The organism is Terrabacter sp. Root85 (assembly GCF_001429185.1).
In the GTDB taxonomy this organism is placed as follows: Bacteria; Actinomycetota; Actinomycetes; order Actinomycetales; family Dermatophilaceae; genus Terrabacter.
In genome coordinates, this window is record NZ_LMIW01000009.1 from 351,694 (window position 1) to 366,432 (window position 14,739).

Genomic DNA, 14,739 nt, shown 5'->3' on the forward strand with positions numbered 1-14,739 from the left:
ACCCGTGCGAGCCGAGGTCACACTGTGTCGGAGTCTGCGCGTGTCGGTCGGCGACCGGTCGATCGGACCGCGCCAGCTCGGCGGGGCGAAACCGCGCCAGATCCTCGTCGCGCTGCTGCTGCGGCCCGACCAGGCCGTCTGCAAGGCAAGTCTCGTGCGGCTGCTGTGGGACGACGCCCCACCGGCGGGCGCCCTGAGCACCCTCGAGGGCTACGTCAGCCTGGTCCGCAAGCGGCTCGACGCCCTGACGCCGGGGCTCGGCAGCGCCGTGCGCACGGAGCCGGGCGGCTACCTGCTCGACTCGGCGTTCGTCGACGTCGACGTCCACCGCTTCCGGCGCCTGGCCGCCCGGGCGCGCGCCTGCTCGGGGCCGGCCGCCGTGCGCGGCTGGGTCGCTGCCTTCGACGTCCTCGACGTCCTCGATGCCCTCGGGGGAGCCGGCGGCCCCGGTGGCCTGCTCCTGCCGGACGAGCACCTCGACTGGATCGAGCAGGCGCGTGAGGAGCTCGACGCCGAGCTGCTGCGGGCCCTCGCCGAGGCGGCGGGGGTGGCCCTCGACGCGGGAGACCTCGACCGTGCCCACCGCTGGGCGAGAGAGGCGCTCGCCGCCGACCCCTACGACGAGGCCGCCTGGCGCGTCGTCCTCGAGTGCTGTGAGCAGCGCGGCCGCTACGCGGAGGGCCTGCGCGCCTACGACGAGTGCCGGCGGCTGCTCGCGGACGAGCTCGGCTGCACGCCCGGACCCGGGGTCCGCGAGGTCTTCGGCCGCCTCCTGGACGGCGCGAGGCAGACCGACGACGACCCGCTGTCGGCATTGGTCGACGCCGTCGTCCGTCTCCACGTCGCGGTGTCGCTCCCGGCCGGGCCGGCCGGTGCGGACCCCGAGGGGACCACGGGGCTGGGGCGCCCCGGCCCGGCGGGGCAGCGGGGCGGCTCCCCGCCGGTCGAGGAGGACTGGCGGCTGCTCGAGCGTCTGCTGTCGATGGCGCGCAGCGGTTGGCACCCCACGGCTCGGGCCACCGCCTGACCCACCCGACCGTCGAAGGGCCACGTACCGGTACCGGTTCGTGGCCCTTCGACGTCGGGACGGTGGACGGGTCAGCCGGAGAAGGCGCGCCTCATGACGGCGTCCATGGCGCGGTCCGGCAGCAGCCGGCGCGCGGTGACGATGGCGCGCGCGCCGCGTCCGGCGGGGTAGCGCGCCGCGGGGTTCGCGGCCTCCAGCGCCTTGAGCACCTTCTCGGCGACCGCCTCGGGCCCGGAGCTCATCCGCGGGGTGTCGACGCGCTCGAACATCACGGCCATCCGGCGGGCGAGGTCCTCGTAGACGGTGCCGATCGACTGCTCGACCATGCTCTCGCGGGCGATGGTGTTCCACTCCGAGATGATCGGGCCCGGCTCGACGATGACGACGTCGATGCCGAAGGGGGCGAGCTCGATGCGCAGGCTGTCGCTGAAGCCCTCGACCGCGAACTTCGTGGCGTGGTACCAGGCGCCGAGTGGCTCGTAGATCTTGCCGCCGATGCTGGAGATGTTGACGATCCGGCCGCGACGCCGCGTGCGCATGTGCGGCGTGACGAGCTGGGTGAGGCGGGCGAGCCCGAAGACGTTGACCTCGAACTGTCGTCGCGCCTCGTCGATCGGCACGTGCTCGACCGGTCCGTACGAGCCGTAGCCGGCGTTGTTGACGAGGGCGTCGATCTGCCCCTGCTCGGTGATGATGCGGTCGACCCCCGCGACCATCGACGCGTCGTCGGTGACGTCCATGGCGAAGGGGATGATGCCGCGCGACTCGAGCGCGGCCATGCGCTCGACCCGGCGGGCGACGGCATACACCGTCCACCCGGACTCGACGAGGTGGATGGCGATGGACTCGCCGATGCCGGAGGACGCGCCGGTGACGAGGGCTACCTTGCTCATCCCGACACCGTATGCGGCCCCGCTCGGACCCGGAGCGCGCGCCCACCTCACAGCGTGGGCCGGCCGGACGGCATACGCCCCTCCCTCACACCGTTCGAGAGGCCACGTCGGGCCGCCTGGACGCAGTCGAGAGGCCAGCTCTCGGTGGGGAGAACTGGCCTCTCGATGTGTCGGAGGAGGCCACAGGCGGCCTCTCGACGGGTCAGGTCGGGGAGTGGGGCGCGGTCAGCGCACCAACGCCTCGGCCTGCTCGGCGACCCTGGCGTTCTGCCGGTCGACGAGGTAGGCGGCGGTGAGGTCGTCACCGACGGCGGAGAGGAGGCGGATGTCGACGGCCTCGTGGCGCTCGGCGACGGTCGGCTCGACCGTCGTCATGACGGTGCGGGCGTCGCGCTCGGCCACGGCCGTGGCGAGCTCGCGCTTGAGCGCCTCGTCGAGGATGCCGCCGGGCACCTTGGCCCGGGCCGCGACCTCGACGGCGAACCGCTCGGTCTCGGCGGCGAGCGTGGCGTCCTCGGTCGTCAGCATCCGCGACGTGCGGTGCAGCAGCGCCGCGCCGGCGTCGAGGTCGCCCTCGCCGAGTCGGCTGACGGCCTGGGTCAGCAGGGGACGGTCGCCGCGCAGCGCCGAGTCGGCGAGCAGGCCGAGGCGCAGCCCGAGCAGCCGCTCGTGCGTACGCGTGTTGCCGGCCTCGCGGCCCAGCGGCACCTTGAGCTCGTCGTCAGGAGCAGACTGCGACATCGTGTCGAGCAGCTCGATGCCGGCCTCGTCGGGCGTGTGCACGGTGTCGCGCAGCGGCACCTCCTTGATGAAGAGCGCGGCGAGCAGGGCGAGCGCGAAAGGCACGAGACCCCAGACGAACACCGTGTGCAGGGAGTCGGCGAGGCCCTGCTGGACACCCGTGGCGATCTGCGGCGGCAGCTTGGCGAGGGCCGACGGGTCGAGCACCGAACCGGCGCTGACCTGCTGTCCGGACGCCTGCATCTGCTGCACCACGGAGGCGGGCAGGTGCGAGGCGATGTTGCCGGCCAGGCCGCTCGTCATGATCGTGCCGAAGACGGCCGTGCCGACGGTCGAGCCGACGTTGCGGAAGAACTGCGTCGACGCCGTCGCGACGCCGAGGTCCTTGCGCTGCGAGGAGTTCTGGATGATGAGGGTGAAGACCTGCAGCGCCATGCCGAGGCCGATGCCGAAGACGATCATCGAGAGCGTCAGCTCGGTCTGGCTCGAGCCGTAGTGCAGCTGGGTCAGCAGCCAGAAGCCGACGCCCATGATGAGGATGCCCGCGATGGTCTGGAGCTTGTAGCGGCCGGTCTTGGTGATGACGAGGCCCGAGATGATCGACAGGCCGATCATGGCGACCGACATCGGCATGAGGATGAGACCCGAGTTGGTGGCCGACGCGCCGAGCACGCCCTGGGCGTAGACCGGGAGGTAGATCATCGCGCCGAACATCATGACGGAGACCATGAAGGCCGCGATGTTGGAGAGCGTGAAGAGCGGGCTCTTGAAGAGGCGCAGCGGCAGCACCGGTTCGACGGCCCTGCGCTCGATGGCGATGAAGACGCCGAGCATGACGATGCCGGCGGCGTACATGCCGATGATGGCGGGGGAGCCCCACGCGAGCGTCGTTCCGCCGAGCGAGGTGGGCACGAGCAGCAGGATGAGGGTCATCGAGAGCGCGGCGATGCCGGCCTTGTCGACGACGGTCTCGCGCGGCGTGTGCTCGAGGTGGAGGAAGCGGCTGATGCCGAAGAAGGCGAAGACGCCGACCGGCAGCGTGATGAAGAAGAGGTAGCGCCAGCCCCAGTTGTCGGTGACGAAGCCGCCGACGAGCGGGCCGAGGATCGAGGCGAGGCCGAAGACGCCGCCCATGAGGCCCTGGTACTTGCCGCGCTGACGCGGCGGGATGATGTCGCCGATGATCGTCTGCGACAACGGCATCAGGGTGCCCATGCCGGCGCCCTGGATGGCGCGGGCCGCGATGAGCCACCAGAAGTTCTGGGCGAAGCCGGAGAGGATCGAGCCGGCCATGAAGACGACGAGCCCGCCGAGGTAGAAGCCGCGGCGACCGTAGAGGTCGCTCATCTTGCCGACGATGGGGACGGTGATCGCGCTGACGAGCATGGCGGCCGTGGCGAGCCACGAATAGTGGTCGATGCCGCCGAGCTCGGCGACGATGCGTGGCATCGCCGGACCGACGATCGTCTGGCTGATCGACGCCACGAGCATGCCGAGCATGAGCGCGATGAAGATGTTGCGGGTCGGGCGGTCGAGTCCGGGCGCCTTGGTGACAGTCGCCTCGCTGGCTGATGTGGTCGCGGTGTCCGTGGCTACCCCCTGGGTCTTCTGTGGCATGCCCGCCACAGTACGCCGAAAGTGCAGTCACTGCAAAATTGCAGTCCATGCAGTGAACGTGTCACGATGGGGGCATGAGCACGGACCTGCTGACCGACGAGTCGTGCGGCCTGCGGGAGCGCAAGAAGCGCGAGACCCGCCGCGCGCTCAACCTCGCCGCCCTCGACCTCGTCGAGGAGAAGGGCTTCACGGCCGTCACGACCGAGGAGATCGCGGCCCGGGCCGGCGTCAGCGCCCGCACGTTCTTCAACTACTTCCCGTCCAAGGAGGCCGCCGTCATCGGCACGACGGCCGAGGAGCTCGAGTCGTATGCCGCCGCGCTGGAGCAGGACGTCGAGGGCGAGACGCCGCTCGAGTCCCTCCGTCGGATCCTCGCCGGCATGCTCGCGCCCGCGTCGATCGACCGCGAGCTGCGGGCCCGGCGTCGTCGCATCCTGCTCGGCGAGCCGTCGCTCGCCCCGGCGCTCGTGGGCAACAACATCCGCATCGAGAACGCCCTGACGGCCGCGCTCGAGCGTCGTCTCGGCGTGCAGCCGGGCGCGTCGCTCGAGGCGCGCCTGACGGTGGCCGTGGCCATCGCGGCCGTGCGCGCCTGCATCGAGCACCAGCAGAACGGCGGCTCGGGTCGTCTCGAGCGCAACATCGACCAGGCCTTCGACCGCATCGCGGCCGGCCTGCGCTGAGGAGCGCCGCAGAGCTGCCGGGGCGCTGAGACGGACCGGCGTCGCTGAGGCGGACCGGTTCGAGGTCGCTCAGTGCGAGGCGGTCGCCCCGCTGACGAGCGCCTCGGCCGCGGCCTTGGCGGCGCGGGGTGCGTCCGGCAGCGCATCGAGCGAGCCGCTCGCGAGTCCGCCGTCGAGGAGCAGGGTGAGGGTGCGCGCCAGGCCGTCGGGGTCGGGTGCTCCCGCGTCGACCGCGAGCCCACGCACCCAGCCGCGCACCGAGTCCTTGTGGGCGAGCGTCCGGGCGTGGATCGCCGTGCCCGGCTCGTTCTCGGCCGCGGCGTTGATGAAGGCGCACCCGCGGTAGCCGTCGCGACGGCAGGCCGTGTCGAGAGCGTCGAAGAGCCCGACGAGCTGGTCGGCGGGCGCCGGGCCGGCCGCCTCGGCAGCAGCGTGCAGCTGCCCCGACCAGGTCGTGTCGACGACGTCGAGGTAGGCGAGGACGAGGTCGTCCTTGGCCGGGAAGTGGTTGTAGAAGGTCTGTTTGGCGACCCCGGACTCGGCGATGATCCGGTCGACCCCGACCGCGCGGATGCCGTGGGCGTAGAAGAGCGCGAAGGCCGTGTCGAGAATGCGCTGCCGAGCCGCGCTCGCTGTCCGTGCCATGGGGCCATCATACCTTGCGAGTAGACAGATCTGTCTGCTAGCGTCCCGGTAAGTAGACAGATCTGTCTATTCTGTTTCGCCACCCAAGGACCTCCCATGCGTTACGCAGTTCTCGGCACCGGCTCCGTCGGTCGCACCATCGCGTCCCGTCTCGACGAGCTCGGCCACGCGGTCACCATCGGCACGCGTGACCCGGCGAGCACGCTCGCGCGCACCGAGCCCGACCAGATGGGCAACGCCGCCTTCGCGACGTGGGCGACGGCATACCCGGGCATCTCGCTCGCGACCTTCGCGGAGGCCGCAGCCTCGGCCGAGGTCGTCGTCAACGCGACGAGCGGCGACGCCTCGCTCGCGGTGCTCGGCCTCGCCGGTGCCGACGCTCTCGCCGGCAAGGTGCTGCTCGACATCGCCAACCCGCTCGACTTCTCGGCAGGGATGCCGCCCACCCTCTTCGTCAAGGACTCCGACTCGCTCGGCGAGCAGATCCAGCGTGCCTTCCCCGACGCCAGGGTCGTCAAGGCGCTCAACACGCTGACCGCAGAGCTCATGGTGCGCCCGGCCGGCCTGCCCGAGCGCAGCAGCGTCTTCGTGTCCGGCGACGACGCCGGGGCCAAGGCCGCCGTCACGGCCCTGCTCGTCGAGTTCGGTCACGAGGACGTCATCGACCTCGGCGACATCACGACCGCCCGCGGCACGGAGATGCTGCTGCCGGTCTGGCTGCGTCTGATGGGCGCCCTCGGCACGCCGATGTTCAACTTCCGGATCGTCCGCTGACCGAGGTGGACGCCCGCGACGGCGTCACTGCACGTCGCGCTCGCGCTCCCGCGCGGGGGTGAGGTGCGGGGGTGCGTCCGTCATCCGCAGTCGGGGGCGGCGCCGGGCGAGGTCGATGAAGTCGCCGACGCGCAGTCCTGCCTCCAGGGGGTGGCGGAAGCGCACCTCGCGACGGACCACGTAGCGGTTGCGCCGCCCCTCGCGGTGCCGAGTGATCACGCGGGCCCCCTCGAGGTCGGCCACGATCTGTTGGACTGCCCGCTCGGTGATCCCGATGTTGGAGGCAACGTCCTTGAGCAACATGTCCGGGTCGTCCGCCAGGCAGACCAGAACGTGTCCGTGGTTCGAGAGGAAGGTCCATCCTTTCCTTCTCATGACTCGACGGTAGATCGCTGTGTGGGCGGCCGCGGCAAAAGGCGAAGAGGGCTTCGTCACACGTCCTCGTCGTATGCGAGCTTCGTCCCTCTCTGGGCTTGGCAAGTGTCCCGTTTTGCCGAACCTGAGCACGATTGTGCATGAATGCGGACAGGCGAAATCCATTTCCGGAATCGCTTGTGGCGCAAAAGGCTTCGCATTTTCAATGCAAGAGAAAGTGGACGTTCTGACCCCCATTCCTGTCTAACCTTTGTGAATTCGCTGGACATGCGAAGTAGGTCACGGGGCAGGTGGGGAAGATGCCAGGTAGCAGTCCGAGAAGATGGTTGTCGGCGATCGTGGCCAGTGCCGCGACGGTGCTCGCGTTGGGCCTGCAGGCGGGGGTGGTGCCGGCCACGGTCGCGGCAGCGTCGCCACCGACGGGAGCCACGGACGCGTCGAAGGTTCCCCACTACTTCGGGCCCTGGCCGAACTGGGCCAACAGCCCCCTGACGTTGCCGACGGCGACGGTCAGCATCACTGACGCCGGCACCGGAGCAGGCGCGACCGCCGTGGCGCAGGTGGGACCTGACGGCAGCATCGGTGCGATCAACCTGACAGCTCCGGGGCACGACTACACCTCGCCCACCGTCACCATCAACGCGCCGACCGTCGCCGGCGGGACGCAGGCGACGGCGACCGCGACGGTCAAGGCGACCGGCGCGGTCGTCTCCGCGTCGGTCACCGCCGCGGGCGCGGGCTACTCCGGCTTCGTCGCCACCGTGGCAGGCGACGGGACGGGCGCCAGCGTGACGCCTTCCGGTGGCGTCGACGCCGTGGCCCTGACGGACGGCGGCGCGGGCTACACCATGCCCACCGTCCTCATCGACCTCCCGGACGACCCGAACGGCACGCGTGCCACCGGTCACGTCGAGCAGGCCGACCTCGTCGGCGGCGTGGTCCAGAAGGTCACGGTGGACGACCCCGGCTCGGGCTACACGACCTTACCGGCCGTCAGGATCCTCGACGGGACGCTCTCCGACCCGATCAGTGGGTCGACCCCAGCCGCGGCGACCGCGACGCTCGAGCTCGTCGGACTCGCTGTCGACGTCCCGGGCTCGGGGTACACCGCGGCCACGGTGGCTGTCACGGACCCGACCGGAGGCGGAACGGGTGCCACCGGCGCCGTGACGACTGACGTCGGATCGCTCGACTCGGTCACCGTCACCAATGCCGGCAGCGGCTACCTCACGGCGGGCATGAAGAAGTTCCAGGACGCTCTGCCGGTCACGTGCGACCCCAAGGCCGACGGATCCGGCTGTCCCGCCATCGCCCAGGTGCAGGGGACGGACGCAGCCATGGGGCCCGACAACAAGTTCATCCCGTTGGCGGTCCCCGAGGCGAAGACCTACAACGGCAAGGTCGCCGACGAGTACGTCATTGGTCTCGTGCAGTACCGCACGAAGTTCTCGTCCGACCTTCCGGCAACCCTCGTCCGCGGCTACGTCCAGCTCTCGACGACCGCAGTCCCGGGCCGGCAGGTCCCCCTCTTCAACGAGCTGCAGAACGGTGACCAGCAGGCCATCTCCGGCTACACCGGGGTGACCGCCCCGCAATGGCTCGGCCCGATCATCGCGGCGACGAAGGACCGTCCCGTGCGCATCGTCTTCCGCAACCTGCTGCCCAAGGGCGCCGACGGTGATCTCTTCCTGCCCACCGACAGCACGATGATGGGCTCCGGCATGGGCCCGATGGCCATGCCCGCACCCGTCGACAGCGGCGCCGTGACCGACGCCGTGCGCAACCCCACGTGCACCCAGGAGCCGAAGGCCGTCGACTGCTTCAAGGACAACCGCGCCACCCTGCACCTGCACGGCGGCACGACCCCGTGGATCAGCGACGGGACGCCGCACCAGTGGATCACGCCCGCCGGGGAGAGCACGTCGTGGCCGCAGGGCGTCAGCGTGCAGAACGTCCCCGACATGCTGTCGGACCCGGCCAACCCCAGCTCTCCCGCAGTCTGTGCCGCGAAGGACGATGGCTGCTCGACGTTCTACTACACCAACCAGCAGAGCGCGCGGCTGATGTTCTACCACGACCACTCGTGGGGCATCACGCGTCTCAACGTGTATGCCGGTGAGGCCGCCGGCTACACCATCACCGACAACACCGAGAAGGCGCTCGTGAACGCGGGCCTGATCCCGACCGCCGCCGACACCTTGCCGCTCATCGTCCAGGACCGGACCTTCGTGCCCGGCGACGCCCAGCTCAAGGACACCGTCGACGCCAACAGCAAGGTCACGGCATACGGCCAGGATCCGACGTGGGACGCGAAGCGATGGGGCACCAAGGGCAGCTTCTGGTACCACCACGTCTACATGCCGGCGCAGAACCCGGGTGACCCCGGTGGGCTGAGCGCCTACGGACGGTGGATGTACGGACCGTGGTTCTGGCCACCGGCCACGGGCACGACGTACGGACCGATCGCGAACCCGTACTACGACCCGAGCTGCAACCTCGACGACCCGTCGACGTGGCAGTACCAGACCGACCCGTTCTGCGAGCCGGAGCAGATCCCCGGCACGCCCAACGTGTCGGCCGGCATGGAGCAGTTCAACGACACCCCGATCGTCAACGGTGTCGCCTACCCGACCATGACCCTGCAGCCGAAGACGTACCGGATGCGGCTGCTCAACGCCGCGAACGACCGGTTCTTCAACTTCCAGTGGTACACGGCCGACCCCGACCCGGCGAACGGCAACGGCCAGAGCGAGGTCAAGCTGAACCCGACCGAGCTGGCTGCCGCGCAGACCGACCCGACGGTGTCACCGACACCGGCCGACGCCCACAACGACGCCGCCGGCCCAGACTGGGTGCAGATCGCGAGCGAGGGCGGCTTCCTGCCTGCGCCCGCGGTGATCGACGGCCAGCAGCCGACGACCTGGATCACCGACCCGACCCGCTTCGACTTCGGCAACGTCGACAAGCACTCGATGCTGCTCGCTCCGGCGGAGCGTGCCGACGTCGTCGTCGACTTCTCGAAGTTCGCGGGCAAGACGCTGATCCTCTACAACGACGCACCCGCTGCCTTCCCGGCACGTGTGCCGTCGTACGACTACTACACGGGCGGCCCGGACCTCAGTCCGACCGGGGCTCCGACCGTCATGCCGGGCTACGGGCCCAACACCCGCACCGTCATGCAGGTGAAGATCGCGGCCGCCACCCCGGCGCCGGCCTTCAACGTGACGGCGCTCGCCGCCGCCTTCAAGCACCAGCCGAACGGATCCGGGGTCTTCGAGTCCGGCCAGCACCCGGCGATCGTCGGCCAAGCCGCCTACAACTCGGCCTATGGGACGAGCTTTGCTGCCAGCAGCAACTGCAACGTCAATACGGGAAACGTCACCAGGTGCGACGGCCTCGTGCGCGTCAACGACACCGGCACCTTCGGCTTCAACACCCTTGCGGCTCCCACCGCGAAGATGACGATGGGGCTCGAACCGAAGGCGATCCACGACGAGATGAACTCCTCGACGTTCGACGACTACGGGCGCATGCAGGCCAACCTCGGTGTGGAGGCGCAACCTCCGGCACCGGGAGCGCAGAACGTCACGCTGTACCCGTACATCAACCCGGCGACCGAGCTCATCGACGGCACCAACCTGCCGGCAGCGGACGTCGCGGTCACCCCGATCACCGACGCCAAGGACGGGACGCAGATCTGGCGCTTCACCCACAACGGCGTGGACACGCACCCGATCCACTTCCACCTCTACGACGTCCAGGTGCTCAACCGGATCACGTGGGACAACATCGTCATCCCACCGGACGCGAACGAGCTCGGCTGGAAGGACACCGTGCGGATGAGCCCGCTCGAGGACACCATCGTCGCCCTGCGGCCTGTGGTCCCCCAGGTGCCCTTCGAGGTGCCGAACGCGATCCGCGCCCTCAACCCGATGATGCCCCTCGGATCACAGTCCGGGTTCAACAACATCGACCCGCAAGGGAACCCGACGGGTGCCATCGTCAACTCACTCGTCAACATGGGCTGGGAGTACGTCATCCACTGCCACATCCTCAGTCACGAGGAGATGGACATGATGCGTCCCGAGTCCCTGGCCCTGCCACCACACACGGCGAACTGGCCGGCGACCGGGGGAGCAGTGGTGACGGGCAACGGCAACAACCGCCACATCACCCTGACGTGGGGCGACAACTCGATCACCGAGACGGCGTTCGTGGTCCAGCGGTCCACCGACGGGACGTCGTGGGTGGATGTGGGAACGGTGAACGTGCCGCTCACGGACACCAACGTCCACCAGTCGCGGACGCTCACCGACTCCACGTCGAACCCGAGCACGGCCTACCTCTACCGGGTGGTCGCCCAGAACACGGTCGGCTACGGGCAGGGGTTCCCGACGATGACGGCGAGCTCGACCTCGGCCACCCTGGGTGTCAATGCGCCGGCGGCTCCGACGACCCTCACCGCGACCCTGGCGGCAGGTCCGCAGGTCAGCCTCTCGTGGCGTGACAACGCCACGAACGAGTCCGGCTTCCTCGTCGAGCGCTCGGTCAACGGCGGCGCGTTCGCCCGGCTCGCGACCCCACCTGCGCGTGCCAACACCGGAACGGCGACCTACGTCGACGGCGCCGTCTCGGTCGGCAGCACGTACGCCTACCGGGTCAGCGCGGTCAACGTCGCCGGGCAGTCGACGCCGAGCAACACTTCCACGGCGGCGGTGCTGCTCCCGGGACAGCCCACGATCGCCACGGCGACCGCGGTCCGGTCCGGCAACAACGAGCGGGTGACGCTGACGTGGGGTGACGTCGCCAACGAGACGAGCTACGTCGTCCAGTGGAGCGCGAACAGCTTCGCGACGGTCTCCGGGCAGTCCGGAGCGCTGGCGGCGGGCTCGACGACCTTCACGACGGGCAACATCGCCCGGCAGGCCTGGTCCTTCCGGGTCCGCGCAGTGAACGTCGTCGGAGTCGTCGACTCGGCGGTGCGGCCGGTGGCAGCAGCACCGTGACGCGGCTCTAGACGCTCGACCAGCAGTGGGGGCTCGTGGCGACGGGCCCTCACTGCTGCCCGCTGCCGCACGGTCGGTCAGCGCAGGGCGGTCCCCGCGTGGCTCATGCAGGTCCGGGCCGTGGGTCGGGCCCGTAGCCGCTCGTCGGGGATCGCCTCGCCGCAGACCTCGCACCGGCCGTAGCCGCCGTCGGTGATCCGCTGCAGCGCGGCGTCGATCTCGACGAGGTGCCGCTCCGCCTGCTCGATGAGGGCGCCGATCTGGGTGCGCTCGTAGGCGATGGTCGAGCCCTCGGGGTCGTGCTCGTCGTCGGCGATGTTGGCCGCCGACGCCTCGACGACCTCGGTGAACTCCCGGCGCAGCCCGGTGATGCGCTCGACCTCGGTGGCCCGGTCCGCCGTCAGCTCCGCCGCGTGTGCGGCCGTCTTGGTGCTCATGTCCCCATCGTCCTCCCGTTCGGCCGGGCCGGCCTGATCGAGTGGTCCACGGCACCATCCCCGGCGCCGGACCGACCGACGATCCGGGCGCCTCGCCCGGACGACTACGACGCCGCGAGCCCGTGTCCCCGATGTCACGGCGTGGGCGACCCGTCCCGCGACGTGGGCACCGATCTGCTGTGCGTCGTATCAGCGGTGGCTCACGGCCTTCCGACCTGTGACGGGTGTCGACGGGGCACCCCGGGCGAGGGAGCCGGTCGTGACGGACGGACGAGTGCGCGACGCGGTCCACGGCATCGCCTGGGTCGCCGGGCTGGCGGCTCTCGCGTGGGGAGGACTCGGTCTCACCGGGGTGCAGGGCGCGCCGCGCAGCGGCCACGGCGCCGTCGCGGCATCGTCGGTGGTGATCACGACGCCGCCGAGCGGGATCCGTATCGAGGGTGGCCCGAACGCTGACGGCTGGTATGCCGCCCCGGCTCGCTACCACTGGGTGACGCAGGACCTCGGCGGCGGGATCGCCTCGTGCCAGGGCGGATCCGTCGTCGCCGTCGACTCGGGAGTGCCTCGTACCGTCTACGGCACGTGTGTCGACGGTGCGGGCCGGGCGGCGCCCTACGTCGGCTTCTCCTACCGCTACGACGGCACGCCGCCGACGCTCGACCCGGTCGCCATCCCAGCGGTCGTGCCCCGGCACGGGGTCGTCGTCGCCGTGCCACGGGCGACCGACGCACTCTCGGGCGTCGACCGCCAGAGCTGCAACGGTGGCCGCGCGCCGAACACCCGTCGGCTCGGACGCCACACCGTCACGTGCTTCGTGCGGGACCGCGCCGGCAACCTGGCCACGGCCAGCGTGTCCTACCTCGTCGTCGACCGACGGCTCCGCCATGGCTGAGCGACCGCGGAGGACGGCCGGGCGGCCGGGCAGGCCGACCAAGCGCCCGCCGACCAGCCGGCCGCGACGAATCGAGCTGCCCACCCGGCAGGATGGAGCCATGAGCGACCCCAGAGGAGTGGTCTTCCCACTCGACCCGACGTCCGGACGCCGCAGCACGACTGCCACCGGACGTGCCGTGGTCGCCGACGCCCTGCGGGGGGTCGACCCGGTCGGCGCCGCCTCCGCCGAACGCGAGACGAACTGGCGCCAGGGCTACCTCCCGCACTTCCGGCGCCTCGTCGAGGCCGGGGTCGCGGTCCCGGGCGCGGCGCAGGCCATCCCCACGAGCGGGCTCGACTCCCTGCACGCCCGCATGCGCTGGGCGACCGACGACGGCGACCGACCGCTCGAGGTGGCCGTCGCCGCCGACGAGAGCGTGCCCGCGCTCGGCTCCGAGACCGTGCGTGGCGAGGGCGCGCCCGACCGCACGCTCTCGGTGCCGTATGCCGGTGAGCGACTCTCGGGGGACGCCCTGCGTCGACGGCTCGAGCTGTGGGTCGAGGCGGGGACCGTCGAGCCCACATGCGCCGAGGCCGTCGGCCTCGTCATCGACAACCCCGACTGGCTCGACCTCTCCGACCGCACGGTCGTGGTGCTCGGTGCCGCCGCCGAGATGGGCCCACTGCGCTCGCTGCTGCGCTGGGGCGCCGACGTCGCCGCCGTCGATCTGCCGCGAAAGGACCTGTGGGACAAGCTGATCGGAGACACGCGCCGACTCGCTGGATCCATCACCGTGCCGGTCCGCCCCGGGGGCGAGCCACTGGCAGCACGCGCCGGCGGCGATCTCGTCCACGACCTCGGCGCCGTCACCCGATGGGTCGCGGCCATCGACGGACCGATCGCCATCGGCAACTACGTCTATGCCGACGGCGAGACCAACGTCCGTGTCTCGATGGCCGTCGACTCTCTGACCCGCGCGGTCGTCGAGGCCAAGGGCCGCGACGACGTCGCTCTCGCCTTCCTCGCGACCCCGACCGACGTCTTCGCCGTCCCCGGGGCCGCGGTCGAGCGCTCCGTCGACAGCTACGCCCACCGGCGCACCTCCAAGGTCATGCGGGCGCCGCTGCGCACCGTGAGTGGCGGCCGGCTCCTGCGCCGCAACTACGTGCCCGGCCAGGACCCCGGCATCAACGACAGCGTCGTGCTCCAGCAGGGACCGAACTACCTGCTCGCCAAGCGCCTCCAGCGGTGGCGGGCGACGGCATACCGCGCCGACGGCGGTCTCGTGTCGTTCAAGGTGGCCCCGCCCACGCGCACCCGCTCGGTCGTCAAGAACCGGGCGCTCGCCGCCGCCTACGCCGGCGCGCACCGCTTCGGCATCGAGGTGTTCGAGCCCGGCACGGCCAACACGCTCATGGCCGCGCTCCTCGTCCACGACCTGCGCACCGGCTCGCCCGCGCAGCCGACGGCCTGGCAGGACGAGGCGTATGGTGCCGCGCACGGAGGCCTGTGGACGGCCGCCTACGACCCGCGCAGCGCCCTCGGGATCGCCGCCCTCCTGGGGGTCGCGTCGGCCCGCTGAGCTCCTGGAGGGGGGCCGGTCGGGGTGAGGCCTTCGTCGCACCGACGCCGGGGGAGTTGGCGCACGCGCCCCGGAGGCTCGATGC

At 70.9% G+C, this 14,739-nt stretch carries 11 protein-coding genes; 6 read left to right on the top strand and 5 right to left on the bottom strand.

Features of this window, described 5'->3' with window-relative positions; all coding sequences use genetic code 11:
* Positions 1-40 precede the first annotated feature (40 nt).
* Complete coding sequence (locus ASE25_RS13860) at positions 41-1,027, top strand: BTAD domain-containing putative transcriptional regulator (RefSeq protein ID WP_056826118.1); 987 nt, start codon at positions 41-43, stop codon at positions 1,025-1,027.
* 71 nt (positions 1,028-1,098) lie between these two features.
* Here the strand turns inward: ASE25_RS13860 and ASE25_RS13865 are convergent, their stop codons facing one another.
* Positions 1,099-1,920: an oxidoreductase gene (locus ASE25_RS13865; RefSeq protein WP_056826120.1), complete on the bottom strand. Its 822-nt coding sequence runs from the start codon at positions 1,918-1,920 to the stop codon at positions 1,099-1,101.
* Positions 1,921-2,145: 225 nt separating this feature from the next.
* A complete protein-coding gene (locus tag ASE25_RS13870) occupies positions 2,146-4,278 on the bottom strand; it encodes an MDR family MFS transporter (RefSeq protein ID WP_056826282.1) in 2,133 nt (710 codons plus the stop codon).
* 74 nt (positions 4,279-4,352) lie between these two features.
* Between ASE25_RS13870 and ASE25_RS13875 the strand changes: the two genes are divergently transcribed.
* On the top strand, positions 4,353-4,961 hold the full coding sequence (locus tag ASE25_RS13875) for a TetR/AcrR family transcriptional regulator (protein ID WP_056826122.1): 609 nt from the start codon (positions 4,353-4,355) through the stop codon (positions 4,959-4,961).
* Positions 4,962-5,030: 69 nt separating this feature from the next.
* On the opposite strand, the gene ASE25_RS13880 is transcribed toward ASE25_RS13875, so the two are convergent.
* Complete coding sequence (locus ASE25_RS13880) at positions 5,031-5,606, bottom strand: TetR/AcrR family transcriptional regulator (protein WP_056774373.1); 576 nt, start codon at positions 5,604-5,606, stop codon at positions 5,031-5,033.
* 96 nt (positions 5,607-5,702) lie between these two features.
* Between ASE25_RS13880 and ASE25_RS13885 the strand changes: the two genes are divergently transcribed.
* Positions 5,703-6,380, top strand: a complete 678-nt coding sequence (locus ASE25_RS13885) for an NADPH-dependent F420 reductase (RefSeq protein ID WP_056826124.1) — start codon at positions 5,703-5,705, stop codon at positions 6,378-6,380.
* Positions 6,381-6,404: 24 nt separating this feature from the next.
* On the opposite strand, the gene ASE25_RS13890 is transcribed toward ASE25_RS13885, so the two are convergent.
* Positions 6,405-6,755 carry a hypothetical protein gene (locus ASE25_RS13890; protein ID WP_082619617.1) on the bottom strand — a complete coding sequence of 117 codons (351 nt, stop codon included), beginning with the start codon at positions 6,753-6,755 and terminating at the stop codon, positions 6,405-6,407.
* Between the two features lie 338 nt (positions 6,756-7,093).
* Here ASE25_RS13890 and ASE25_RS13895 point away from each other — a divergent pair, with 338 nt between their 5' ends.
* Complete coding sequence (locus tag ASE25_RS13895) at positions 7,094-11,761, top strand: multicopper oxidase domain-containing protein (protein WP_235508684.1); 4,668 nt, start codon at positions 7,094-7,096, stop codon at positions 11,759-11,761.
* A 77-nt stretch (positions 11,762-11,838) separates the two neighbouring features.
* On the opposite strand, the gene ASE25_RS13900 is transcribed toward ASE25_RS13895, so the two are convergent.
* A complete protein-coding gene (locus tag ASE25_RS13900; RefSeq protein WP_056774367.1) occupies positions 11,839-12,198 on the bottom strand; it encodes a TraR/DksA C4-type zinc finger protein in 360 nt (119 codons plus the stop codon).
* A 259-nt stretch (positions 12,199-12,457) separates the two neighbouring features.
* Between ASE25_RS13900 and ASE25_RS13905 the strand changes: the two genes are divergently transcribed.
* Complete coding sequence (locus ASE25_RS13905; protein WP_157623434.1) at positions 12,458-13,090, top strand: hypothetical protein; 633 nt, start codon at positions 12,458-12,460, stop codon at positions 13,088-13,090.
* A 100-nt stretch (positions 13,091-13,190) separates the two neighbouring features.
* Positions 13,191-14,654: a hypothetical protein gene (locus ASE25_RS13910; RefSeq protein ID WP_056826128.1), complete on the top strand. Its 1,464-nt coding sequence runs from the start codon at positions 13,191-13,193 to the stop codon at positions 14,652-14,654.
* Positions 14,655-14,739 lie beyond the last annotated feature (85 nt).